This window comes from Streptomyces sp. NPDC046379 (assembly GCF_055587785.1).
In genome coordinates this window covers 160269-183671 of the sequence record NZ_JBVJFP010000010.1, presented here as the reverse complement: position 1 = coordinate 183671, position 23403 = coordinate 160269, and the positions used below count along the sequence as shown (strand labels likewise).

Genomic DNA, 23403 nt, shown 5'->3' with positions numbered 1-23403 from the left:
GTTCAATTTTCCGTGGAACACGCCACTCTGGATGTCACGGCGGCCCGAGGCTCGGACGGGCCCGGCGGCGGATGCCCGGACGGACCAGGGGCACGGGCGCCGCTTCCTCGAAGATCTAGTTGGGTCGGCGCACGTCTGCCGACCGGAGGGAAAGCGATGGGTAGGACACTCGCGGAGAAGGTCTGGGACGACCATGTCGTCCGGCGCGCCGAGGGCGAGCCCGACCTCCTCTACATCGATCTGCACCTGCTGCACGAGGTGACCAGCCCGCAGGCCTTCGACGGGCTGCGCAAGAGCGGCCGTGCGGTGCGCAGGCTCGACCTCACCATCGCGACCGAGGACCACAACACCCCGACCCTCGACATCGACAAGCCGATCGCCGACCCGGTCTCCCGGGTCCAGCTGGAGACGCTGCGCCGCAACTGCGCGGAGTTCGGCGTCCGGCTGCACCCGCTCGGCGACGTCGAGCAGGGCGTCGTGCACGTCGTCGGCCCGCAGCTGGGCCTGACCCAGCCCGGCATGACGGTCGTCTGCGGCGACTCGCACACCTCCACGCACGGCGCCTTCGGCGCGCTGGCGTTCGGCATCGGCACCTCGCAGGTCGAGCATGTGCTGGCCACCCAGACGCTGCCGATGGCCCGCCCGAAGACCATGGCGATCACGGTCAACGGCGCACTGCCCGACGGGGTGACCGCCAAGGACCTGATCCTGGCGATCATCGCCCGGATCGGCACCGGCGGCGGCCAGGGCTACGTCCTGGAGTACCGCGGCGAGGCCATCGAGAAGCTCTCGATGGAGGCCCGGATGACCATCTGCAACATGTCGATCGAGGCCGGCGCCCGCGCGGGCATGATCGCCCCCGACGAGACGACCTTCGAGTACCTCAAGGGCCGCCCGCACGCCCCCGAGGGCGCCGACTGGGACGCCGCCGTCGCCTACTGGAAGACGCTGCGCACCGACGACGACGCCGAGTTCGACGCCGAGGTGGTCATCGAGGCCGCCGAGCTGTCGCCGTTCGTCACCTGGGGCACCAACCCGGGCCAGGGCGCGCCGCTTTCGGCCGCCGTCCCCGACCCGGCTTCGTACGAAGACGCCTCGGAGCGCCTCGCCGCCGAAAAGGCCCTGGAGTACATGGGGTTGGAGGCCGGGCAGCCGCTGCGCTCCATCAAGGTGGACACCGTCTTCGTAGGCTCCTGCACCAACGGCCGCATCGAGGACCTGCGCAACGCCGCCGAGATCCTCAAGGGCCGCAAAGTCGCCGACGGCGTACGGATGCTGGTCGTCCCCGGCTCCGCGCGGGTCGGTCTGCAGGCGGTCTCCGAGGGCCTGGACGTGGTCTTCAAAGAGGCCGGCGCCGAGTGGCGGCACGCGGGCTGCTCGATGTGCCTGGGCATGAACCCGGACCAGCTGGCCCCCGGCGAGCGTTCCGCCTCCACCTCCAACCGCAACTTCGAGGGCAGGCAGGGCAAGGGCGGCCGCACCCATCTGGTGTCGCCGCAGGTCGCCGCGGCCACCGCGGTCCTGGGCCACCTGGCCTCCCCGGCCGATCTGTCCGACGCCGCAACCCGCACGCCCGCTGGAGTCTGATCAGTCATGGAAGCATTCACCACGCACACCGGCCGGGCCGTCCCGCTGCGCCGCAGCAACGTCGACACCGACCAGATCATCCCCGCCCACTGGCTCAAGAAGGTGACCCGCGACGGGTTCGAGGACGGGCTGTTCGAGGCCTGGCGCAAGGACCCGTCCTTCGTCCTCAACCGGCCCGAGCGGCAGGGTGCGACCGTGCTGGTCGCCGGCCCCGACTTCGGCACCGGCTCCTCCCGCGAGCACGCGGTGTGGGCGCTGCAGAACTACGGCTTCAAAACCGTGATCTCCTCCCGCTTCGCCGACATCTTCCGCGGCAACTCGCTGAAGAACGGCCTGCTCACGGTCGTGCTGGAGCAGAAGATCGTGGACGCGCTGTGGGAGCTGACCGAGCGCGACCCCGAGGCCGAGGTCACCGTCGACCTGGTCGCCCGCGAGGTGCGCGCCGAGGGCATCACCGCCTCCTTCGAGCTGGACGAGAACTCCCGCTGGCGGCTGCTCAACGGCCTCGACGACATCTCGATCACGCTCCAGAACGAGGACGCCATCGCCGCCTACGAGGCGGGGCGCCCCGCCTACAAGCCGCGCACCCTGACGGTCTGATCCGCGGATCACCCGCCAACGACGAGTTTCGGCCACCCAACACCCCGGCTGTACCCCCGATCGGCCCGATCGGGGGTACAGCCTTTTTTCCGTTCGGGTGGTGCGCCGCGGCACCCATGGTTCGCGCAACGTCCCACGTTAGGGCGGTTGTTGTTGGGGTAAAAGAGCCTTGACAGCGCGGCTCAGGCGGTGGTCCGGGCGGCCGTCGGAGGCGCGAGTTGCCCCCCGGGCGGGCGACAACTCGCCCCAGATGGCACAATCTGTGCATGGAACACGACGGCCAACTCCAGCTCTATGCGGCGGTCGCGAGCCAACTCAAGGAAGCGCACGCAAGGGTGCGCGCACTGCAAGTCCCGGAGGGCGTACGGATGGCGCTGACCCGGAAGCTGCTGGTCATCACGGCCGCGGCCAAGCACGATCTCGCCGAAGCGACCAGGCGTCTGGAGCGGTTCACGGCCGACCTCGACGAGGGGCGAATCCCCGAAGACGACGGCTGATCAAGGTCCGGAAACGCCGAGTCCGTTGCGGCACAAGGGTGATTAGCCCGTTTCGTGTTTGATTTGCGGTATATATCTGCCTAACGTGCGAAAAAGCTTGAACACTTTCGTTCTGGCGATGTCTCCGAAGGGGAAGACGTGAACAAGGCGCAGCTCGTAGAAGCGATTGCCGACAAGATGGGCGGCCGCCAGCAGGCCGCCGATGCCGTCGACCACGTACTGGACGCCATCGTCCGCGCGGTCGTCGCGGGTGAGCGGGTCTCGGTCACCGGCTTCGGTTCGTTCGAGAAGGTCGACCGTCCGGCCCGCTACGCCCGCAACCCCCAGACGGGCGAGCGGGTTCGGGTGAAGAAGACCTCGGTGCCGCGGTTCCGCGCGGGCCAGGGCTTCAAGGACCTGGTCAGCGGCTCGAAGAAGCTGCCGCGAGGAGGAGAGGTCGCCGTCAAGAAGGCCCCCAAGGGCAGCCTGAGCGGTGGCGCCGGCGCGACCGTGAAGAAGGCCGCCGCCAAGAAGGCCACCACCACCAGGGCGGCCGCGGCGAAGAAGACCACCACGGCGAAGAAGACGACGGCCAAGAAGACCACCGCGGCCGCCACGAAGAAGACCGCGGCGAAGAAGGCGCCCGCCAAGACCGCGGCCACCGCCAAGACCACCGCCGCGAAGAAGACCACCGCCAAGAAGACGGCGGCCAAGAGCGCCCCGGCGAAGAAGGCGACGGCCAAGAAGGCCCCCGCCAAGAAGTCGACCGCGCGCACCACCACCGCCAAGAAGGCCGCCGCCCGCAAGAAGTAGGCGCAGCACAGGGCACTCACGCGCCGGGCCGGACTCCCTCGGGAGCCCGGCCCGCGGCGTGTCCGGCCGTCGATCAGAACGTCTGCAGCGTCACCAGCGTGATCCGCCGCGCCCCGCCCTCGTCCGTCAACTCCACGCGCACCCGCTGACCGGGCCGCAGCAGCCGCAGCCCGCCCGCGTCGAACGCGGCGCTGTCGAAGGGCACCGGAGTGCCGTCGTCGAGCAGCACCTGCCCGCTGCGCGTGTCCTGGTCGTACGTGTATGCGGTCGCCTGCATGACGGCAGCCTACTGCCGCCGCCCGAAAGCCGCGCGGGCGCAACGGGGGCCGGCGCCCGCCCCCGTGCGCGGCTACTGCCCGGGAATCGGCAAACGCGCGCCCACCGCCGCCGTGTACGGCCCCACCCCCAGCGCGAGCGCCGCGCGCAGATCCTCGCCGGTGTCCACGTCCTGCCGTACGGAATCCACGTCCGCGAGTGCGAGTTCCCGCGCGCCGGACTCCCGGTGCCGGGCCCGGGAATCCGTGCCGAATGCCGGGCTCAATTCCGTCCCCGGCCCGGCCGTCAACAGGGTCGTGCCGATTGCGGCGGCGTCCGGGAGAAAAGCGCGCGGAAATTCCGCGGCGGCTTCCAGAACCCGGTGCAATTCCCGTGGGCGCAGCGCCGGGAGATCGGCGTTCAGTGCCGCCACCGGGCATTCGGGACGGGCCGCGCGCACCACCGCCGCCGCGTGCGCCAACGCGGCGTTCAGCCCCGTGCCGGGCTCGTCCGGCACGATCCGGGCGCCCAGCGCGGACAGCTCCCGGCCCGCCAGCGCGTCGTCCGTGACGACCGCCACATCCCGCACCGCAGCCGCTGCCAGCGCCGCCGCCACCGTGTCCTGCGCGAACGCGAGCGCGAGGCCCGGACGCAGCGCGTCGGCGGCGGTGTCCGAGAGCCTGCTCTTGGCCCGCGCCAAAGGCTTCAGAGGTATCACCAAGGTCCACAGCACGCGCGTCCGTCCCTCTCTTGTCGCGGCCATTGTCACCCGGACCTTCGGGCGGCCGGAGTGCCGGGGCGTACGGTGTTCTCGACAGACCGGCGGCCTGGGGCGACACTTGTCCGGCCCCCAGGCCCTAGAAGGAAGGTGTCCGCGTGCCCCGCCGCAGAATCGGCTTTTGGTACCGCTTCGCCGCGGTGATCTGCAAACCGCCGCTGGTGGTTCTGCTCAAGCGGGACTGGCGTGGAATGGAGAACATCCCGGCCGAGGGCGGATTCATCACGGTGGTGAACCACAATTCGCACGCCGACCCTTTCGCCTACGCCCATTTCCAGTACAACACCGGGCGGGTGCCGAGATTCCTGGCCAAGAGCGGGCTCTTCGGGAAGGGGTTCGTCGGGGCCGCGATGCGCGGCACCGGGCAGATCCCCGTCTACCGTGAGAGCACCGACGCGCTGAGCGCCTTCCGCGCCGCGATCGCCGCCGTGGAGCGCGGTGAGTGCGTCGCCTTCTACCCCGAGGGGACCCTCACCCGCGACCCGGACGGCTGGCCCATGACCGGCAAGACCGGCGCCGCCCGCGTCGCCCTGCAGACCCGGTGCCCGGTCGTCCCGGTCGCCCAGTGGGGCTGCAACGAACTGCTGCCGCCGTACAGCAAGAAGCCGCGCCTGTTCCCCCGCAAGACCTCGCACGTCCTGGCCGGCCCGCCGGTCGACCTCTCCCGGTTCTACGGCAAGGAGATGACCGCCGAACTCCTCAAGGAGGCGACCGAGGTCATCATGGCCGCGATCACCCGCCAGCTGGAGGAGATCCGCGGCGAGCGGGCACCCGAGACGCCGTACGACCCGAAGCGGGAGCGCGTCGAGCAGCGCCGCCGCACGGAGGCGCAGACGCGCGGCCGGGCCGGCGCCCGCAGCCGCGCGGAGACGCAGGGGCAGACCGAGGCGCAGGCACACGGAAGGGCGGCCGGCGCGACCGGCCGGGAAGAGGGGCGGAGCAAGTGAGCAAGCCGGTCAAGGCGGCGGTCTTCGGGGCCGGTTCATGGGGCACGGCCTTCGCCATGGTGCTCGCCGACGCGGGGTGCGAGGTCACCCTGTGGGCGCGCCGCGCGGAGGTCGTCGAGGCGATCAACTCCACCCGCAGCAACCCCGACTACCTCCCGGGCTTCCGGCTCCCCGGGAACGTGCGCGCCACCTCCGACCCCGCGGAGGCCGCCGCGGGCGCCGACTTCACGGTCCTGTCGGTCCCCTCGCAGACCCTGCGCGCCAACCTCGCCGCCTGGACGCCCCTGCTGGCCCCCGGCACGGTGCTCGTCTCACTGATGAAGGGCGTCGAACTCGGCTCCGCCATGCGGATGAGCGAGGTCGTGGGGGACGTCGCCGGGGTCGGCCCCGAGCGGGTCGCCGTGGTCACCGGACCCAACCTCGCCCGCGAGATCGCCGCCCGGATGCCGGCCGCCTCCGTCGTCGCCTGCGCCGACGAGGCCGTCGCCACGCGGCTCCAGGCCGCCTGCCACACGCCGTACTTCCGCCCGTACACCAACACCGACGTCGTCGGCTGCGAACTCGGCGGCGCGGTGAAGAACGTCATCGGCCTCGCCGTCGGCATCGCGGACGGCATGGGCCTCGGCGACAACGCCAAGGGCTCGCTGATCACCCGCGGCCTCGCCGAGACGACCCGGCTCGGCCTCGCCATGGGCGCCGACGCGCTGACCTTCTCGGGCCTCGCCGGCCTCGGCGACCTGGTGGCCACCTGCTCCTCGCCGCTGTCGCGCAACCACACCTTCGGCACCAACCTCGGCAGGGGCATGACCCTGGAGCAGACCATCGCGGTCACCAGGCAGACCGCCGAGGGCGTCAAGTCCTGCCAGTCCGTGCTGGATCTGGCCCGTCGGCACGGCGTCGACATGCCGATCACCGAGACGGTCGTCGACATCGTCCACGAGGGCAAGCCGCCGGTGGTCGCCCTCAAGGAGCTGATGTCGCGCAGCGCGAAGCCCGAACGACGCTGAGCACACGCCGGGGCGGACGCTGTCTCCGGTCAGTACCACCGGGTACGCTCATCGCGATATGAGCACCGAGAACCTCCCCCAGAGCCCCGAGCAGCACACGCGCAAGCCGCGTGTGGCCGTCGTGTTCGGCGGGCGCAGCTCCGAACACGGGATCTCCGTGGTCACCGCCGGAGCCGTCCTCAAGGCCATCGACCGGACGAAGTACGACGTCCTGCCGATCGGCATCTCCGCGGAGGGCCGGTGGTTCCTCACGGCAGACGCGCCGGAGCGCATGGCGATCACCGACCGCCGCACGCCCAGCGTCGACCAGCTCGCCGAGTCGACCGAGGGCGGCGTGGTGCTGCCCGTCGACCCCGCCAGCCGCGAGGTCGTCTACAGCGAGCCCGGCTCGGTGCCCAAGGCCCTCGGCGAGGTCGACGTCGTCTTCCCGGTGCTGCACGGCCCCTACGGCGAGGACGGCACCCTCCAGGGCCTGCTGGAGCTGTCCGGAGTGCCGTACGTCGGCTCGGGGGTGCTCTCCTCGGCGGTCGGCCAGGACAAGGAGTACATGAAGCGGGTGTTCGCCTCCTTCGGGCTCAGGGTCGGCCCGTACGTGGTGATCCGCCCCCGCGAGTGGCAGCTGGACGAGTCCGCCGCCCGCAAGAAGATCGTCGACTTCGCGGGCGAGCACGGCTGGCCGCTGTTCGTGAAGCCCGCGCGCGCGGGCTCCTCGATCGGCATCACCAAGGTCGACGACCTCTCCGGACTGGACGAGGCCATCGCCGAGGCCCAGCGCCACGACCCGAAGATCCTCGTCGAGGCGGCGCTGCGCGGCCGCGAGATCGAGTGCGGCGTGCTGGAGTTCGAGGACGGGCCGAGGGCCTCGGTCCCCGCGGAGATCCCGCCGCCGGACGCGCACGCCTACTACGACTTCGAGGCCAAGTACATCGACTCCACGCCCGGCATCGTCCCCGCACCGCTGACGGACGAGGAGACCGCCGAGGTGCGCGCGCTCGCGGTGGCCGCCTTCGACGCCGCCTCCTGCGAGGGCCTGGTGCGCGCGGACTTCTTCCTCACCGAGGACGGGGAGTTCGTGATCAACGAGATCAACACCATGCCCGGCTTCACGCCGATCTCGATGTACCCGCAGATGTGGCAGGCGAGCGGCGTCGATTACGCGGAACTGGTGGACCGCCTGATCCAGGCGGCGCTGCGCCGCCCCACCGGCCTGCGCTGACGGGCCGCCGCCCCCGGTGCTCAGTCGGCGATCCCCTCGGGGATCGCCTTCTTCACGGCCGGCGCCAGATCGACCAGCACGGAGGCGCTGTCCCGCTGCTCGGGCACCGTCACCTCCACGTACGCCGACCGGTTCGCGGTGGTGAAGCGGTGGCCCCCGTCCTGCTTCTCCTGCAGCCAGTCCACGCCGTTCACGCCCCCGGCCACCGCGTCGGGGTCGCGGCCCTCGGCCACTTTCGGATCGGCCATCTTCGGCGGCCGTACGACACCGCAGCGCAGTATGATCGCCGGGTTCCCCCAGCCCGCGGTCAGCGGGGAGGCCGGCTCGGGATCGGAGCGCCCGGCGCCGTCGACCTCGGCCGGCAGCGCCCTGTCCAGGTTCCGGCACAACGCGGCGACCGCCGTGTCCGGGCTGGGAACCGCGGCGGTCGCGCTGTCGTCGCTTGAGGAGCAGCCCGCCACGGCGATCACGGCGATCATGACGGCGATCGACGTGACCGGCGCGGGCGGGCCGAAGGGCCGGTGACGGGAGATGTCCACCGGCCAAGGGTAGACGGGGGCTACAGATGGACGACCGGGCAGGTCAGGGTGCGGGTGATGCCGTCAACCTGCTGGACCTTGGCGACCACCATGCGACCGAGGTCGTCGACCGTGTCGGCCTGGGCGCGCACGATGACGTCGTACGGTCCCGTCACGTCCTCGGCCTGGACGACCCCAGGGATCTTGCCGATCGTCTCGGCGACGGTCGACGCCTTGCCGACCTCCGTCTGGATCAGGATGTACGCCTGTACCACGGAACCTCCAGGGCGGCCACGAGGATCATGTGGGGAAAAGGAACGCCACGGTATCGCGTCGCCGCTCGCCGCGGGGAGACCCGCGGGGGCCGGGCCGTGCGTGCCGGGGCGCGGACGCCGCCGAAGCCGGCGCTCACCGCGACCGTATCGAGCACACTGAGGACCCGCGACCGGGCAGCCACAGGGACAGAAGGGGCGTAAGGGCAATGAAGGGCACTGTTGGTGAGCTGGGGGAGTTCGGGCTCATCAGGGAGCTCACCTCCCGTCTCACCACCACCCCGGCGGTCCGGGTCGGTCCCGGCGACGACGCCGCGGTGGTCGCCGCGCCCGACCGCAGGGTCGTGGCCAGCACCGACATACTTCTCGAGGGCCGGCACTTCCGGCGCGACTGGTCCACGGCCTACGACGTCGGCCGCAAGGCCGCCGCGCAGAACCTCGCGGACATCGCCGCGATGGGCGCCGTGCCGACCGCGCTGCTGCTCGGCCTGGTGGTGCCGGCCGAACTGCCGGTGACGTGGCCGACCGAGCTGATGGACGGGCTGCGCGACGAATGCCAGGTCGCGGGCGCCTCGGTGGTCGGCGGGGACGTCGTACGGGGCGACACGATCATGGTGTCGATCACCGCGCTCGGCGATCTGCGCAACCAGGAACCGGTGACGCGGGCCGGCGCTCAGCCCGGTGACCTGGTCGCGGTGACCGGCTGGCTCGGCTGGTCCGCCGCCGGTTACGCGGTGCTCTCCCGTGGCTTCCGCTCGCCGCGCGCCTTCGTGGAGGCGCACCGGCGCCCGGAGCCGCCGTACCACGCGGGCCCGGCCGCCGCGGCGCTCGGCGCGACGGCGATGTGCGACGTCAGCGACGGGCTGATCGCCGACCTGGGGCACATCGCGGAGGCCAGCAAGGTCCGGATCGACGTGCGCTCCGGGGCCATCGACATCCCGTCACAGATGAACGACATCGGACAGGCGGTCGGCGTGGACCCGCTGCAGTGGGTGCTGACCGGGGGAGAGGACCACGCGATCGTGGCGACCTTCCCTCCGGACGTGAAGCTGCCGGCCCGCTGGAAGGTGATCGGCGAGGTGCTCAACCCGTCGGCGCTGCCGCAGGTCACGGTGGACGGGGCGCCGTGGACGAACAAGGGCGGCTGGGACCACTTCGGAGGCATCGAGTCATGAGCGCGCCGCCCCGGGTGCTGACCGTGGCCGGCTCCGACTCCGGGGGCGGGGCCGGGATCCAGGCCGACCTGAAGACCATGCTCGCCCTGGGCGTGCACGGCATGAGCGTGCTCACGGCGGTGACCGCGCAGAACTCGCTGGGCGTGCAGGGCGCCTGGGAACTGCCGGTGGAGGCGGTGCGGGCGCAGTACCGCAGCGTCGTGGACGACATCGGCGTGCAGGCGGTGAAGACCGGGATGCTCGCCTCCGCGGAACTGGTGGAGGCGGTGGCCGAGTTGATCGCGGGGACCGGGGCGCCGGCCGTGGTCGACCCGGTGGGGGTCTCCAAGCACGGCGATCCGCTGCTGGCGGCGTCCGCGCTGGACTCCGTCCGCACGAAGCTGCTGCCGACGGCGACCGTGGCGACGCCGAACCTCGACGAGGTCGCCCAGCTGACCGGAGTGCGGGTGGACGGCGAGGACGGGCTGCGCGAGGCGGCGGCGGCCGTGCTGGCGTACGGGCCCGCCTGGGTCGTGATCAAGGGCGGGCATCTGGCGGGCGACGCCGTGGACCTGCTCACCGACGGGGCCGAGGAGCACTGGCTGCGCTCCCCGCGGCTCGACAACCGGCACACCCACGGCACCGGCTGCACGCTCGCCTCGGCGATCGCCTGCGGGCTGGCGCGCGGGGCGTCGGTGCCGGAGGCGGTGCGGGCGGCCAAGGAGTACGTCACCGGGGCGATCGCGGCCGGGTTCGCGCTGGGGGACGGGATCGGACCGGTGGATCACGGGTGGCGGTTCAGGGGCTGACGGGCCCCGCGAGGCATGACGGGTGCCTCTGGGTCTGACGGGTTCCGCGGGGCATGACGGGTGCCTCTTCGCCTGACGGGTTCCGCCGGGCTGCCGGGGCTGCCGGGACGACGAGTGCCGACGGCACGGCAGCCGGGAGTGACGGCGGACGGCTGCCGGGTGACATGTGCGCAGGCCCGGCCGCCGGGACCCGGCCGCCGCGGGCATGCAAAAAGCCGGTCCATGCGAGATGGACCGGCTCAGTGCAGCGAACCGACAGTGGCCGCGCGCTGTTGCTGAGCGTCAGCGCGAGACCTTGCCGGCCTTGATGCACGAGGTGCAAGCGTTCACGCGCTTCGGCGTCCCGCCCACCACGGTACGCACACGCTGGATGTTCGGGTTCCAGCGGCGGGGCGTACGGCGGTGCGAGTGCGAGATGTTGTTGCCGAAGCCCGGCCCCTTGCCGCAGACGTCGCAGTTGGCAGCCACGGGTCACTCCAAAGACTTCAGATGCACTTACGGTTGATCCCGGCATGCCGGAATCGAGATTCTCATGCTCTGCGAGCGGTCGAAATCTGAGTGGCGCTGCCAGGGGAATGGCCCGATCGGGATCGGGCAACCGGAGCAGCATACAACGACTGCGTCCGTACAACGAAACTACCATGACCGCCCGGGCCCCCGTCCCCGCCCTCGTCCGGCGGTCACCGGCTCCGGGACTACGCTGCGTCCCATTGCCAGCAGCTAGGAGGCGCAGGTGGCGCGGGTGCCGCAGACATTCCTCGACGCGGAGGCGGTGCGCACCTGGTGCGGTCTCGCGCTCCGGGCGCTGGGCACCGCCCGGGAGGAGATCGACGCGATCAACGTGTACCCCGTGGCGGACGGGGACACCGGCACCAACCTGTATCTGACCGTCGAGTCCGCGGCGTCGGCCGTCGAGGCCGTGTTCGCCGGCCACCGGACCGGCGGGACGGGACCGTCGCTGGCCCAGGCGGTACGGGCCATGGCGCACGGGGCGCTCATCGGGGCGCGCGGCAACTCCGGCACGATCCTCGCGCAACTGCTGCGCGGCATGGCCGAGGTCCTCGTCGGCGAGGACGGGGACGAGGCCGGCCGCGTCGACGGACCCGGCCTCGGGCTCGCCCTGCGCCGGGCGGCCGACTCCGCGCGGCAGGCGGTGGCGCGTCCCGTGGAGGGCACGGTCCTGTCCGTCGCCTCGGCGGCGGCCGAGGCCGCGCTGGCGGCGGGGGGCACGGAGGGGGACTGCGGGGCGGTCGCGCGGGCCGCGTACGAGGGGGCGCGCGAGGCCCTCGCCGCGACGCCGGGACAGCTGGCGGTCCTGGAGCGGGCGGGGGTGGTCGACGCCGGCGGGCGGGGGCTGGTGGCGGTGCTGGCGGCGCTGGTGGAGACGCTCACGGGACGGTGGCCGGGGGGATCGACGGTGGCGGCGGCGTCGCCGGGGGCGGCCGGGAGGGCCGAGGGCGGTGGGCGGGAGTGCCCGGACGCCGCGGAGGGCGGGCCCGCCTTCGAGGTGATCTACCTCCTCGAGGCCGAGGACTCGGCCGTGGCCCGGCTGCGGGAGCGGCTCGACGCGCTCGGGGACTCGCTGGTCGTCGTCGGCGGGGACGGGCTGTGGAACGTCCACGTCCATGTGGACGACGCCGGGGCGGCCGTGGAGGCGGGCGTGGAGGCCGGGCGGCCGTACCGGATCCGGATCACCCACTTCGGCGCCGGGGACGCGCACGCCGCGCGCGGGCCCTGGCCGTCCGGGGAGCGCGCCCAGCGTGCCGTGGTGGCCGTTGTGCCGGGCGAGGGCCTGGCGGGGCTGTACGCGGAGGCGGGCGCGACGACCGTGCTCGCGCGCCCCGGGGAGCCGCCGGCCAGCGGGGAGCTGCTGGAGGCGGTACGGCGGGCCCACGCGCGCGAGGTCGTGCTGCTGCCCAACGACGCCGAGCTGCGCCACACCGCCGCCGCGGCGGCCGAGCAGGCCCGCTCCGAGGGCATCCGGGTGGCGCTGATCCCGACGCGCTCGGCGGTGCAGGGCATCGCCGCGCTCGCGGTGCACGCGCCGGAACGCCGCTTCGACGAGGACGTCGTCGCGATGACGTCGGCGGCCGGAGCCACCCGGTACGGCGAGGTCGCCGTCGCCGAACGCCAGTCCTGGACCACGGCCGGCATCTGCCAGGCCGGCGACGTCCTCGGCCTGATCGACGGCGACGTCGCCCTCATCGGGACCGACGTCGCCGCCGTCGCCACGACGGTCCTGGACCGGATGCTGGCCGCTGGCGGCGAACTGGTGACCGTCGTCCTCGGCGACGAGGCCCCCGAAGCGGTCGCGGGCCGCTTGGAGGCCCGCGTGCGGGAGGCCTACCTGGCCGTCGACACCGTGGTGTACCGGGGCGGCAGACAGGGTTCGCTGCTGCTCATCGGCGTGGAGTAGCGGGGCCGCCGAACCGGGCCGGCCGCGCGGCTACTCGTCCTCCTGCTCCCGCACCACCCGCAGCATCTGTTCCGCCTCCGCCTGCCGGGCACGGGTCGTCTCGTCGTCGGGGGAGGCGTTCGCGTAGGCCGCCAGCACCGCGCGGGCGCGGGACTCGGCGCGGGCGGTGCGGCCCAGGTCGGCCTCCAGCCACCCGGCGGCGAGTTCGGCGCCGGTGCGGCTGTGCAGGGCCTCGTACCCGAGGGACGCGAACAGGGCGACGGCCTCCTCCATCTCGGCCAGCGCCTCCTCGAAGGCGGCCTGGATGGAGCCGTCCTCCGCGTCCTCGGCCGACGAGCGGGCGAGCAGGTCGCCGAACTGGCGGTGCGTGTGGCCCAGTTCCTCGGTGAGCCGGAACCTGGACTCCTCGTCGGCCGCCGTGCGCAGCGCCGACTCGCACGCCGCCACCGCCGCCTCCATCAGCTCCCGCCCCACCTCCCGGCCGTCCTCGGCACTCTCCCCGTCCTCCGTGTCCTGCGTGCTCAGGGCGAGCCACGCGCGGGCCCGCAGCGAGCGGACCAGCCCGTGGACGTTGCCCACGGAGCGCCACAGCTCGCCCGCGCGCACGTACGCCCGATCCGCCTCGTCGCGCAGCCCCGCCCGCCCCAGCGACTCGGCGGCGAGATGGGCCAGCGTGGCGTGGTCCTGCTGCTCGGGCCAGTGCCGGGCGGTCTCCGCCGCCTCCAGGCGCCGTTCGGCCGCCGCGCGGTGCTCGCCGAGTTCGCTCAGACAGTCGCCGAGCCACCACTGCGTCTGCACGATCGCCCCGTCGCCGTGCGTCTCCGCGGTGAGGTCGAGCAGCGCCGACTCCAGCACCTCCGCCGCCTCGGCCCACCGCCCCTGACGCAGCAGGAACCCGCCCAGCAGATGGCGCGCCCAGGCGCCGACGGTCGGGCTCTCGCCGGCCTCGTCGGCCCAGTGCGACGCCTCCAGGGCGTGCTCCGCGGCCTCGGCGGGCAGCTCCCGGCCGCCGAGCAGCTCCGCGAGCTGGAGGTGCAGCTGGGCGCGTCCGACGGGCTCCAGCTGGGCCCCGCCGTGCTCCAGCGCCGCCCGCAGTGCCCGCTCGGCCTCCTCCGTGTCGCCCAGGTGATGGGCGAGCCCGGCCAGCCGCGCCTCGTACTCCACCGCGAACCACGGCAGCCCCGCGTCGACGTACGCCGCCGCGGCCTGCGCGAACAGCCCGGCGGCCGACCGCAGGTCGCCGTGGTGCACGGCCAGTTCGGCGAGCATCGCCCGCGCCTCCGCCGCCCGCGAGGCCAGCCGTACGTCGTCGCCGGTGTGCCCGTCCACCAGCGCCAGCACCTCGCGCGCGGCGGCCTCGGCCTCCGCCAGGACGGTGTCCCGCGGGGCCCCGCCGCCCGCCGGGCCGCCGGAGGAGTCGTCCGGCTCGATCACCCGCCGCATCAGGACGCGCGCCCGCCCGATCAGCACGGACGCGGTCTGCCGGACCCCGGTGCCGCTCTCGGCGAACAGCGCGAGGACCTCGTCGTAGGCCTCGGCGACGGCCGCCACGGCCGCGTCCACGTCGCCGCCGAGCGCGCGGACGTACGCCGCACGCGCGCGTGCCGCCAGCGCCTCACCGGGGTCGCCCGCCTCGGCGTACAGCCGCGCCGCGCGGTCGAACAGCTCCGCGCCCGCCGGGCCCAGGCTCATGGCCTCGTGATCGGCGATCTCCGCCCGGTCCCGGGCGTCGAGCGCGACGCCCTCGGCGGCCCGCGCGACCGCCGCCCAGGCCTCCACGGCGTTCGGCCGCAGGGTCTCCGACAGCCGCCGGGCCTCGGCGAGCAGGGCGGAGAGTCCGGAACCGCCGTCCGGTGCGGGAGCCGCGTCGGGGGCGGGCGCCGACACGGCCGCCGGCGAGGCGTGCGCCGTGGACCCGGGGCGTGCGCAGCGCACACCGAGCGGGAGTCGCTCCACGAGCGCCTCCTGGTCCATCCGCGCGCGGGCGCGTTCACTGACGTACGACGTTCCGTTACGCGCGTCGAACCGCGCCGCCAGCGCCAGCGCCTCCGTGCGCGCGTACGCGCCCAGCTCCCGTGCCGTCCAGCTCCGCCCCGTCGGCCCCGGCACCTGCCGGCCGCCCAGCCCTCGCGCGGTGAGCCGGTCCATCAGCAGCGCCACCACGCTCAGGAAGTCCAGCCGGGTTTGCGGATGCCCGTCGTCGGTGAAGTACGCCGGCCGCTCCGCCAGCAGCTCCAGACCGCGCGCCTCGTTCCCGGTGAGCGCGCAGAACTCCACGTGGTCCGCGTACGCGCCCCGCATGCTCTCCATCGGCCGCACGAGTCTCAGCCCGCGCAGGTGATGGGCCCGCGCCTCGTCGACGCGGCCCAGCCGCAGCAGGGACTTCAGCGACGACGAGAGCACCGAGTGCGGCTCGTGCGCGCAGGTGAACTCCCCCTCCAGCACCGGTCCCCACAGCTCCAGCGCCTCGGCGTCCCGTCCGCTCACCGCCTGCCACCAGCCCTGCCCGTTCAGCTCGCAGGCGTGACAGTCGGCCATCGCGTCCCGGTCCGCCGCCAGCCACGCCGCGTACGCCCGCTCCGCGCGCGGCAGGTCGCCGACGTGCGCGGCCACGCTGAACTCGGCGCTGCGCACGGCCCGCTGCGAGTACCCGGCCAGCCGGTAGCGGTGCTCCATCTCGCCCAGCCACTTCTCGATGGCGGCGAGCGGGATGTGCGGCTGGCCGAGCATCCCGCTCGACATCCACTTGAACACCCAGTGCAGCGAGTGCGCCTCGTACGCGTCGAAGTCCTCGGGCCGCTCGTCCCACATCCGCAGCAGCCGCGCGAACGGGACGAACATCTTGTCCTTCTCGGAGCTGTAGTTGTAGACCTTCAGCTGATGCCCGAGCGCCTCGATCACGGCCAGCGGTATGTTCAGCCGCTCCGCCTGCGCGAGCAGGACCTCCGCGCGCGCGTTGCGGGCCGGCCCCTCCGGCTGCTCGGCGTTCTCCGCCATCGCCCGGCGCAGTTCCTCGAAGTCCGAGATCTCACTCATCGGTGCCCCTCCCCCGGGGAGTCCGTGTCACTGTGGGTGGCCCATTCCAGGAGGCCGATGAAGGCACGGTTCAGCAGCGCAGAGTCGGCCGGCCGCAGCGGGCGCTGCGCCATCAGCAGGGCCTGCCCGTACAACGACTCCGTCGCCGTGCCGACCAGTTCCGGTTCGCGCAGCGAACCGATCCGCCGCACCAGCGGGTTGAGATGGTTCAGCACCAGCCGCGCGCGGGGCGCCCCGCCCCGCAGCGAGCCCAGGATGCCCGCCCACAGGTCGTCGGCCCGCTCCTCGGCCTCCGCGCGCGCCTGTTCGTGCCGCGCCTCCCGGTCGCTCAGATGCAGCGCGGGAACCGACAGCGGATGGAACGCGCGCAGCACCACGTCACAGCCCAGCGGGTCCAGCGCCGCCCGCGCGGCCGCCAGGAATCCCGACAGCGCCAGTTCCTCGGCCGGGTCCACGGCCTCCAGGTGCGCGGTCACCGTGTCGGCGTCCAGCTCGGAGACCACCGTCCCCGGCCGCACCGACGGCAGTGCCTCGACCAGCTCGCCGTCGTAGGTGTAGCCCCCGTTCACCACGCCGATGCCCTGCGCCGACGCGATCGGGGCGACCTGGCGGAACTCCTCCACCGTCCGCGTGAAGTGCACCACCGGGTGCCGCAGCGCGAACTCGGCCAGCGACACCCGCCCGTCCGTCGTCTCGAACGGCAGCCACGGCAGCATGATGCGCAGCATCTCCGCGTCGTGCCGCGCCAGCGACTTCACGCCCAGGTGGTGCACGGCCAGGAAGGCCGACAGCCGCTGCGGATCGCCCGCGGCCAGCCCGGTCAGCCAGGACCTGATCCGCTCCCCGAGCGCGTCCCGCACAGCCGCCAGCGTCTCGTCCTCGTACAGCGCCTCCCGCGACGCCGTCGGCCGCAGGCTGTCCGTGTCCAGTACGCAGCGCACGAAGAACGCCCAGTCCGGCAGCAGCTGCTCGGCCCACTCGGTCAGCAGCATGCCCTTGAGGTGGACGCGGTGCCGGGCCCGCTGCGCGGGACTCACCGCCGAGGGCAGCACGTACGCCACCCCCCGGATCCCGGCGAGCGGCACGTTCAGGTCGATCGAGTCCAGCGGGGTGAAGCCGAACAGGTCGTGGCAGTGCCGGGCCAGCATCGCCCGCCGGTTCGCGGGGGAGGGGTACGGCCGGTCCCAGGGCGCCGGAAGGTCGGTGACGGCCTCCCCGCCCACCCGGACGTCGTAGGGCAGCAGCGAGCCGAACTCCCGCGCCAGCTCCAGCACCCGCTCCTCGGCCAGCCACTCCCCGGCGCCGGGCCGCGGCACCAGGTGCACGGTCGTGCCCGGCTCGGGCCGGGCGTCGTCCGGCAGCGTGCGCACGGTGTACGAACCGTCGTCCGCCGCCGTCCACTCCACCGGCCGGGCGTCCGGCGTACGGGCGCTGCGGCTGACCACGCGGATCCGCTCGGCGACCACGAAGCACGCCAGCAGTCCGATCCCGAACTGCCCGAGGAACCCGGAACGCGCCTCGTGCAGCGCCTCCGCCCGCTTGGAGCTGCGGCCGATCGTGGCCAGCAGGTCGTGCACGTCGGACTCGGTGAGCCCCACGCCGGAGTCCTCCACCCGCAGCGCGCCCGCCTCGGCGAACAGCCGCACCCGCGCGGGCGCGCCGGGATCCAGCGCGCGCCGGGCGGTGATCGCGTCCACGGCGTTCTGCAGCAGTTCGCGCAGGTAGACCTTGGGGCTGGAGTAGAGGTGATGGGAGAGCAGGTCCACCAGACCACGCAGGTCGACCTGGAAGGTGTGAGGTGAAGGGGATGCCTGGGATGACTGCGAGGTCTGGGAGTCCATCGTCACAGCGCTGCCGGGAGAGACGGCCGGCGGCGCGGGGTCGGGCGGTCCGGGTGAGGCCGTGACCGCGAAGGGATGGCCGGAGCGCGTCATCCTAGAGCCCTACCGAACCGCCTGACCAGGGGATTCCTCGGACTTATACGGCATTGGAACCCAGAGCGCCGCGGCGTTGTCAGTGCCGTGGTGTGCAATGGAACCGTGCCCGCACTGGACGAACCACTGAAGAAGGTGCTCGGCCCCGCCACCGCGAAGGTGATGGCCGAGCACCTCGGCCTGCACACCGTCGGCGACCTCCTGCACCACTACCCGCGCAGATACGAGGAGCGGGGCCGGCTCACCCACCTCGCGGACCTGCCCATGGACGAGCACGTCACCGTGGTCGCCCAGGTCGCCGACGCCCGCCTGCACACCTTCGCCTCCAGCAGGGCGCCGCGCGGCAAGGGCCATCGCCTGGAGGTGACGATCACCGACGGCAGCGGCCGGCTCCAACTCGTCTTCTTCGGCAACGGCGTCCACAAACCCCACAAGGAACTCCTGCCCGGCACCCGCGCGCTGTTCGCCGGCAAGGTCTCCGTCTTCAACCGCCGGCTGCAACTGGCCCACCCCGCCTACGAACTGCTGCGCGGTGACCCCGGCGACCCCGGTGACCCGGGCGAGGCCGCCGGGGAGACCGCCGAGTCCTGGGCGGGCGCCCTCATCCCGATCTACCCGGCCACCGCCAAACTGGAGTCCTGGAAGATCGGCAAGGCGATCCAGACCGTCCTGCCCAGCGCCCAGGAGGCAGCCGACCCGCTGCCCGGGTCCCTCCGCGAGGGCCGGGGCCTGGTCTCCCTCCCCGAGGCCCTGCTCAAGATCCACCGCCCGCACACCAAGGCGGACGTCGCCGACGCCCGCGACCGCCTCAAGTGGGACGAGGCCTTCGTCCTCCAGGTCGCCCTCGCCCGCCGCCGCCACACCGACGCGCTGCTCCCGGCGGTCCCCTGCAGACCCCGCCCCGACGGCCTCCTCGCGGCCTTCGACGACCGCCTCCCCTTCACCCTCACCGAGGGCCAGCGGAAGGTCTCCCAGGAGATCTTCGACGACCTGGCCACCGACCACCCCATGCACCGCCTGCTCCAGGGCGAGGTGGGCAGTGGAAAGACCTTGGTCGCCCTGCGCGCCATGCTCGCCGTGGTCGACGCGGGCGGGCAGGCCGCGATGCTCGCGCCGACCGAGGTGCTGGCGCAGCAGCACCACCGGTCGGTCACCGAGATGATGGGCGAGCTGGCCGAGGGAGGGATGCTCGGCGGCTCCGAGCACGCCACCAAGGTCGTGCTGCTGACCGGCTCCATGGGCGCCGCCGCCCGCCGGCAGGCGCTGCTCGACCTCGTCACCGGCGAGGCGGGGATCGTCATCGGCACCCACGCGCTCATCGAGGACAAGGTCCAGTTCCACGACCTCGGCCTGGTCGTCGTGGACGAGCAGCACCGCTTCGGCGTCGAACAGCGCGACGCCCTGCGCGGCAAGGGCAAACAGCCCCCGCACCTCCTCGTCATGACGGCCACCCCCATCCCGCGCACGGTCGCCATGACCGTCTTCGGCGACCTGGAGACCTCGGTCCTCGACCAGCTCCCGGCAGGCCGTTCCCCGATCGCCAGCCATGTCGTCCCCGCCGCCGACAAACCGCACTTCCTGGCCCGTGCCTGGGAACGCGTGCGCGAGGAGGTCGCAGGCGGCCACCAGGCGTACGTCGTCTGCCCCCGCATCGGCGACGAGGAGGAGGACCCGAAGAAGCGGGAGGCCGCCGAGGCCGAGGGCGCCGACAAGCGCCCGCCGCTCGCCGTCCTCGACGTGGCCGACCAGCTCGCGGCCGGCCCGCTCGAGGGCCTGAAGGTGGAGGTCCTGCACGGCAGGATGGCCCCGGACGACAAGGACGCCGTGATGCGCCGCTTCGCCGCCGGCGAGACGGACGTCCTGGTCGCCACGACGGTCGTCGAGGTCGGCGTGAACGTCCCCAACGCCACCGCGATGGTGATCATGGACGCCGACCGCTTCGGCGTCTCCCAGCTCCACCAGCTCCGCGGCCGCGTGGGCCGGGGTTCCGCTCCCGGCCTGTGCCTGCTGGTCACCGAGATGCCCGAGGCGAGCCCCGCCCGCCAGCGCCTGAACGCGGTCGCCGCCACCCTCGACGGCTTCGAGCTGTCCCGCATCGACCTCCAGCAGCGCCGCGAGGGCGACGTCCTCGGCCAGGCCCAGTCGGGGGCCCGCACCAGTCTCAGGGTCCTGGCCGTGATCGAGGACGAGGAGATCATCGCGGAGGCGAGACAGGAGGCGACGGCCCTCGTGACGGCGGACCCCGACCTCACGTCCCACCCGGCCCTGCGCACGGCGCTGGACGCGCTGCTGGACGACGAGCGGGAGCGGTACCTGGAGAAGGGATGACCGCTCACGAGAACGGCGCCCCACCACCACGCCTGCCAGACTGGTTCCACGACCCCGCCGAACACCGTCCCGAACACCGTCCCCGTCGAGCCCACCCCGCCGAACACCGCCCCCGTCGAGCACCACCCCGCCAACCCCGCCCGCATCGGACAAGGACCGAAGATGACCCGCGTGATCGCCGGCGCAGCCGGCGGACGCCGCCTGGCCGTCCCGCCAGGGACCGGCACCCGCCCCACCTCTGACCGCGCGCGAGAGGGCCTCTTCTCCACCTGGCAGTCCCTCCTCGGCGGCCCCCTGTCCGGCGAACGCGTCCTCGACCTGTACGCCGGCTCCGGCGCCGTGGGCCTGGAGGCACTCTCCCGCGGGGCCGGGCACGCCCTCCTGGTCGAGGCCGACGCCAAGGCGGTCCGCACGATCCGGGAGAACGTCCGGAACCTGTGCCTGCCCGGCGCCGAGGTGCGGGCGGGCAAGGCCGAGCAGATCATCCGCACGGCGCCCCCGGCCCAGCCGTACGACCTGGTCTTCCTCGACCCGCCGTACGCCGTGTCGGACGACGATCTTCGGGAGATCCTGCTCACACTCCGCTCGGAGGGGTGGCTCGCCGCCGAAGCCCTCGTCACCGTGGAGCGCAGCACCAGAGGCGGCGTCTTCCACTGGCCGGACGGCTTCGAGGCGCTCCGGGCCCGTCGTTACGGCGAGGGAACGTTTTGGTACGGTCTCGCCGCCTCTACGTGCGAAGACGCACCATGACCGGACCGGAGAGCGAGGGACCTCAAGTGCGCCGTGCCGTCTGTCCCGGGTCGTTCGACCCGATCACCAACGGACACCTCGACATCATTTCCCGCGCCTCCCGTCTCTACGACGAGGTGTACGTCGCGGTGATGATCAACAAGGCCAAGAAGGGCCTGTTCGAGATCGACGAGCGGATCGACCTGATCCGCCAGGTCACCGCCGAGTACGAGAACGTCCGCGTCGAGGCCTTCCACGGCCTCCTCGTCGACTTCTGCAAGGAGCGGGACATCCCGGCCATCGTCAAGGGCCTGCGCGCGGTCAGCGACTTCGACTACGAACTGCAGATGGCCCAGATGAACAACGGCCTGTCCGGCGTGGAGACCCTCTTCGTGCCGACCAACCCCACCTACAGCTTCCTGTCCTCCTCCCTGGTCAAGGAGGTCGCGACCTGGGGCGGCGACGTCTCCCACCTGGTGCCCCCGGTGGTCCTGAGCGCGCTGGCCGAACGGCTCAGGCAGGACTGACGGCGCCTCATGGCCTTACAGTCGTCCCGTCCGTCTCCAACACAGCTGTAGAGAGTGGCGAGCCAACCGGTGGACGTGCAGAAGAAGCTCGACGAGATCGTCGCGGCGGTCTCCAGTGCCCGGGCCATGCCCATGTCGGCCTCGTGCGTGATCAACCGCGCCGATCTGCTCGCCCGGCTGGAGGAGCTGCGCGCCGCGCTGCCCGACTCGCTCGCCCAGGCCCAGGAGCTGATCGGCGGCCGGGAACAACTGGTCGAGCAGGCCCGCCAGGAGGCCGAGCGGATCATCGAGAGCGCGCACGCCGAGCGCGGCTCGCTGATCTCCGGCACCGAGATCGCCCGCCGCTCGCAGGAGGAGGCCGACCGCATCCTCGCCGAGGCCCGCCAGGAGGCCGAGGAGATCCGCGCGGAGGCCGACGACTACGTCGACTCCAAGCTCGCCAACTTCGAGGTGGTCCTCACCAAGACCCTCGGCTCGGTCGGCCGCGGCCGGGAGAAGCTGCTCGGCACCGGTCCGGGCCTGGACGAGCAGGGCTACGCGGACGAGGACGCCCCCGAGCGCAGCCACGACCCGGAGACCCTGCGCCGCACGGCCGACGCGTACGTCGACGCCAAGCTCGGCGCCTTCGAGGCGGTACTCGCCAAGACCCTGGACGCCGTCGGCCGCGGCCGGCAGAAGCTGCACGGCCGGATCGCCAGCGACGACCTCGGCGCCCTCGCCGACGACACCACCACCCGGCAGCACACCAGCGACGCCGACTACCTGGCCGACCTCGCCGCGCTGACCGCCGAACCCGCCCCGGACCGGCAGCCGCAGCCCGCGCCGGTCCCGGCCCAGCAGCCGTACGCGCCCCAGGACGCCTACGCCGACGCCTACCCCGGCCAGACCCAGCCGCAGACCCACGCACAGGCGCACACGCAGGCCCAGCAGGACCCGTACGGCTACCAGCAGCAGTACGCCGCGCAGGACCCGTACGGCTACCAGCAGGCCGACCCCTACGCCGGCTACCCGCAGCAGCCCGCCTACGACCCGGCCCCCGCGCAGGCGCCGCAGCAGCTCGACGAGACCAGTCTCTTCGACACCGGCATGATCAGCGCCGAGCAGCTCAGGGCGTACGAACAGGGCCGCGGCAACGGCTGACGCCCGACCCGGACCGGGCTCCGGGACGGCCGCAACCGGGCCACGGGACGGTCACCGCGGCCGGGCCGCGACCGGACCGAGGGCCCGAGGCGGCCCGATTGGGCCGACAGCGAAAGGTCCAGTATCCTGTCACTTCGGTCGTGTGTACCTCCGCGATCAGCGCTGCCCGGGAACACCGAAGGGCGGCGTCCCCAGCTCAAGGATCGAAAGCAGGAATGGCTCTGAACGCCCGCCTCGACCACCGCAACCCTCTCGTGTTCGACACGCACGAGCTGGGACGGCGTCCTGGTGCGCTGCAGCGCCTGACCCGCACGGTCGACGCCCCCAGGGACCTCGGTCTGAAGGACGTCATCGGAGTGCCGGAAGGCGCCCCGGTCGAGCTGGACCTCCGGCTCGAGTCGGTCATGGAGGGGGTGCTCGTCACGGGCACCGCCCGTGCACGGGCCGAGGGGGAGTGCGTAAGGTGTCTGGAGCCGCTCGAGCAGGAGCTCGAAGCGGACTTCCAGGAGATGTTCTCGTACCCTGACGCCGACGACCGGGGCCGCCCCAAGGCGGAACCGGCCGACGACGCCGAGGAAGACGAGGACAGGCTCTTCATCGAGGACGGCCTGTTCGACCTCGAACCCGTGCTGCGCGATGCGGTGGTGCTCGCACTGCCGATGCAGCCGGTGTGCCAGGAAGACTGCCCGGGTCTGTGCTCCGAGTGCGGAGTGCGGCTGGCGGACGACCCGGACCACCACCACGACGCCGTCGACATCCGTTGGGCGGCACTGCAGGGAATCGCCGGTTCGCTCGAATCCGGCGATAAGGACGAGATGAGCGGCGCCGAAGCGGGCGTCGACGAGAAGCAGGAGAAGTAGC

22 protein-coding genes are annotated in these 23403 nt (G+C 72.9%); 15 read left to right on the top strand and 7 right to left on the bottom strand.

Annotated elements, in window-relative coordinates; translation table 11 throughout:
* Positions 1-156: 156 nt before the first annotated feature.
* The 4 genes from leuC to ACZ6KF_RS19290 all read left to right on the top strand — a co-directional run bounded on the left by leuC (position 157) and on the right by ACZ6KF_RS19290 (position 3476).
* Complete coding sequence (leuC, locus tag ACZ6KF_RS19305; protein WP_469158967.1) at positions 157-1587, top strand: 3-isopropylmalate dehydratase large subunit; 1431 nt, start codon at positions 157-159, stop codon at positions 1585-1587.
* A gap of 6 nt (positions 1588-1593) precedes the next feature.
* Entirely contained in the window at positions 1594-2187 is a 594-nt protein-coding gene (leuD, locus tag ACZ6KF_RS19300) for a 3-isopropylmalate dehydratase small subunit (protein WP_356630122.1), read from the top strand.
* Between the two features lie 266 nt (positions 2188-2453).
* Complete coding sequence (locus ACZ6KF_RS19295; RefSeq protein WP_356630120.1) at positions 2454-2684, top strand: SCO5555 family protein; 231 nt, start codon at positions 2454-2456, stop codon at positions 2682-2684.
* A gap of 138 nt (positions 2685-2822) precedes the next feature.
* Positions 2823-3476, top strand: a complete 654-nt coding sequence (locus ACZ6KF_RS19290; protein ID WP_356630118.1) for an HU family DNA-binding protein — start codon at positions 2823-2825, stop codon at positions 3474-3476.
* A 73-nt stretch (positions 3477-3549) separates the two neighbouring features.
* On the opposite strand, the gene ACZ6KF_RS19285 is transcribed toward ACZ6KF_RS19290, so the two are convergent.
* Entirely contained in the window at positions 3550-3753 is a 204-nt protein-coding gene (locus ACZ6KF_RS19285; RefSeq protein ID WP_356630116.1) for a hypothetical protein, read from the bottom strand.
* Between the two features lie 72 nt (positions 3754-3825).
* Positions 3826-4464: a 2-phospho-L-lactate guanylyltransferase gene (cofC, locus tag ACZ6KF_RS19280; RefSeq protein WP_356630114.1), complete on the bottom strand. Its 639-nt coding sequence runs from the start codon at positions 4462-4464 to the stop codon at positions 3826-3828.
* Positions 4465-4607: 143 nt separating this feature from the next.
* On the opposite strand from cofC, the gene ACZ6KF_RS19275 reads away from it, so the two are divergent.
* Genes ACZ6KF_RS19275 through ACZ6KF_RS19265 form a run of 3 tightly spaced genes read left to right on the top strand, consistent with a single transcriptional unit; the run spans position 4608 to position 7679 of the window.
* The gene (locus tag ACZ6KF_RS19275; RefSeq protein WP_356630112.1) at positions 4608-5456 is read left to right on the top strand and encodes a lysophospholipid acyltransferase family protein; all 849 of its coding nucleotides are present in this window, start codon (positions 4608-4610) and stop codon (positions 5454-5456) included.
* Positions 5453-6463, top strand: a complete 1011-nt coding sequence (locus tag ACZ6KF_RS19270) for an NAD(P)H-dependent glycerol-3-phosphate dehydrogenase (RefSeq protein ID WP_469158969.1) — start codon at positions 5453-5455, stop codon at positions 6461-6463. The genes ACZ6KF_RS19275 and ACZ6KF_RS19270 overlap by 4 nt, the downstream gene beginning before the upstream one ends.
* Before the next feature lie 58 nt (positions 6464-6521).
* Positions 6522-7679, top strand: coding sequence for a D-alanine--D-alanine ligase family protein (locus ACZ6KF_RS19265; protein ID WP_356630108.1), 1158 nt, complete (start codon positions 6522-6524; stop codon positions 7677-7679).
* A 20-nt stretch (positions 7680-7699) separates the two neighbouring features.
* Here the strand turns inward: ACZ6KF_RS19265 and ACZ6KF_RS19260 are convergent, their stop codons facing one another.
* Complete coding sequence (locus tag ACZ6KF_RS19260) at positions 7700-8218, bottom strand: DUF3515 domain-containing protein (RefSeq protein ID WP_469177163.1); 519 nt, start codon at positions 8216-8218, stop codon at positions 7700-7702.
* A 20-nt stretch (positions 8219-8238) separates the two neighbouring features.
* Complete coding sequence (locus ACZ6KF_RS19255; RefSeq protein ID WP_067238984.1) at positions 8239-8472, bottom strand: Lrp/AsnC family transcriptional regulator; 234 nt, start codon at positions 8470-8472, stop codon at positions 8239-8241.
* Positions 8473-8678: 206 nt separating this feature from the next.
* Here ACZ6KF_RS19255 and ACZ6KF_RS19250 point away from each other — a divergent pair, with 206 nt between their 5' ends.
* Together ACZ6KF_RS19250 and thiD are read left to right on the top strand one after the other, a co-directional pair.
* Positions 8679-9644 carry a thiamine-phosphate kinase gene (locus tag ACZ6KF_RS19250; protein WP_356630106.1) on the top strand — a complete coding sequence of 322 codons (966 nt, stop codon included), beginning with the start codon at positions 8679-8681 and terminating at the stop codon, positions 9642-9644.
* Positions 9641-10432 carry a bifunctional hydroxymethylpyrimidine kinase/phosphomethylpyrimidine kinase gene (gene thiD, locus ACZ6KF_RS19245; protein WP_469177165.1) on the top strand — a complete coding sequence of 264 codons (792 nt, stop codon included), beginning with the start codon at positions 9641-9643 and terminating at the stop codon, positions 10430-10432. The genes ACZ6KF_RS19250 and thiD overlap by 4 nt, the downstream gene beginning before the upstream one ends.
* Positions 10433-10714: 282 nt before the next feature.
* On the opposite strand, the gene rpmB is transcribed toward thiD, so the two are convergent.
* Positions 10715-10900: a 50S ribosomal protein L28 gene (gene rpmB / locus ACZ6KF_RS19240; RefSeq protein ID WP_004924906.1), complete on the bottom strand. Its 186-nt coding sequence runs from the start codon at positions 10898-10900 to the stop codon at positions 10715-10717.
* Positions 10901-11165: 265 nt separating this feature from the next.
* Between rpmB and ACZ6KF_RS19235 the strand changes: the two genes are divergently transcribed.
* A complete protein-coding gene (locus ACZ6KF_RS19235; RefSeq protein WP_469239345.1) occupies positions 11166-12848 on the top strand; it encodes a DAK2 domain-containing protein in 1683 nt (560 codons plus the stop codon).
* Between the two features lie 30 nt (positions 12849-12878).
* Here the strand turns inward: ACZ6KF_RS19235 and ACZ6KF_RS19230 are convergent, their stop codons facing one another.
* On the bottom strand, positions 12879-15884 hold the full coding sequence (locus tag ACZ6KF_RS19230; protein ID WP_469239343.1) for a tetratricopeptide repeat protein: 3006 nt from the start codon (positions 15882-15884) through the stop codon (positions 12879-12881).
* Complete coding sequence (locus ACZ6KF_RS19225) at positions 15881-17725, bottom strand: HSP90 family protein (RefSeq protein ID WP_469239341.1); 1845 nt, start codon at positions 17723-17725, stop codon at positions 15881-15883. Before ACZ6KF_RS19225 ends, ACZ6KF_RS19230 begins: the two co-directional genes overlap by 4 nt.
* A gap of 255 nt (positions 17726-17980) precedes the next feature.
* Here ACZ6KF_RS19225 and recG point away from each other — a divergent pair, with 255 nt between their 5' ends.
* From recG to ACZ6KF_RS19200, 5 genes are all read left to right on the top strand, one after another.
* On the top strand, positions 17981-20146 hold the full coding sequence (gene recG / locus ACZ6KF_RS19220) for an ATP-dependent DNA helicase RecG (protein WP_469239422.1): 2166 nt from the start codon (positions 17981-17983) through the stop codon (positions 20144-20146).
* Between the two features lie 162 nt (positions 20147-20308).
* A complete protein-coding gene (gene rsmD, locus ACZ6KF_RS19215) occupies positions 20309-20896 on the top strand; it encodes a 16S rRNA (guanine(966)-N(2))-methyltransferase RsmD (protein WP_356630093.1) in 588 nt (195 codons plus the stop codon).
* 26 nt (positions 20897-20922) lie between these two features.
* Entirely contained in the window at positions 20923-21402 is a 480-nt protein-coding gene (coaD, locus tag ACZ6KF_RS19210; RefSeq protein ID WP_356630160.1) for a pantetheine-phosphate adenylyltransferase, read from the top strand.
* A 69-nt stretch (positions 21403-21471) separates the two neighbouring features.
* Entirely contained in the window at positions 21472-22542 is a 1071-nt protein-coding gene (locus tag ACZ6KF_RS19205; protein ID WP_469159063.1) for a DivIVA domain-containing protein, read from the top strand.
* A gap of 215 nt (positions 22543-22757) precedes the next feature.
* On the top strand, positions 22758-23402 hold the full coding sequence (locus ACZ6KF_RS19200; protein WP_356630091.1) for a YceD family protein: 645 nt from the start codon (positions 22758-22760) through the stop codon (positions 23400-23402).
* Position 23403 lies beyond the last annotated feature (1 nt).

Excerpts from the sequence above, each read along its gene's own strand:
- leuC (WP_469158967.1), top strand. The coding sequence starts at position 157 with ATGGGTAGGACACTCGCGGAGAAGGTCTGGGACGACCATGTCGTCCGG.
- leuD (WP_356630122.1), top strand. The coding sequence starts at position 1,594 with ATGGAAGCATTCACCACGCACACCGGCCGGGCCGTCCCGCTGCGCCGC.
- ACZ6KF_RS19295 (WP_356630120.1), top strand. The coding sequence starts at position 2,454 with ATGGAACACGACGGCCAACTCCAGCTCTATGCGGCGGTCGCGAGCCAA.
- ACZ6KF_RS19285 (WP_356630116.1), bottom strand. The coding sequence starts at position 3,753 with ATGCAGGCGACCGCATACACGTACGACCAGGACACGCGCAGCGGGCAG.
- ACZ6KF_RS19265 (WP_356630108.1), top strand. The coding sequence starts at position 6,522 with ATGAGCACCGAGAACCTCCCCCAGAGCCCCGAGCAGCACACGCGCAAG.
- ACZ6KF_RS19250 (WP_356630106.1), top strand. The coding sequence starts at position 8,679 with ATGAAGGGCACTGTTGGTGAGCTGGGGGAGTTCGGGCTCATCAGGGAG.
- thiD (WP_469177165.1), top strand. The coding sequence starts at position 9,641 with ATGAGCGCGCCGCCCCGGGTGCTGACCGTGGCCGGCTCCGACTCCGGG.
- ACZ6KF_RS19230 (WP_469239343.1), bottom strand. The coding sequence starts at position 15,884 with ATGAGTGAGATCTCGGACTTCGAGGAACTGCGCCGGGCGATGGCGGAG.
- ACZ6KF_RS19225 (WP_469239341.1), bottom strand. The coding sequence starts at position 17,725 with ATGGACTCCCAGACCTCGCAGTCATCCCAGGCATCCCCTTCACCTCAC.
- recG (WP_469239422.1), top strand. The coding sequence starts at position 17,981 with ATGGCCGAGCACCTCGGCCTGCACACCGTCGGCGACCTCCTGCACCAC.
- rsmD (WP_356630093.1), top strand. The coding sequence starts at position 20,309 with ATGACCCGCGTGATCGCCGGCGCAGCCGGCGGACGCCGCCTGGCCGTC.
- ACZ6KF_RS19200 (WP_356630091.1), top strand. The coding sequence starts at position 22,758 with ATGGCTCTGAACGCCCGCCTCGACCACCGCAACCCTCTCGTGTTCGAC.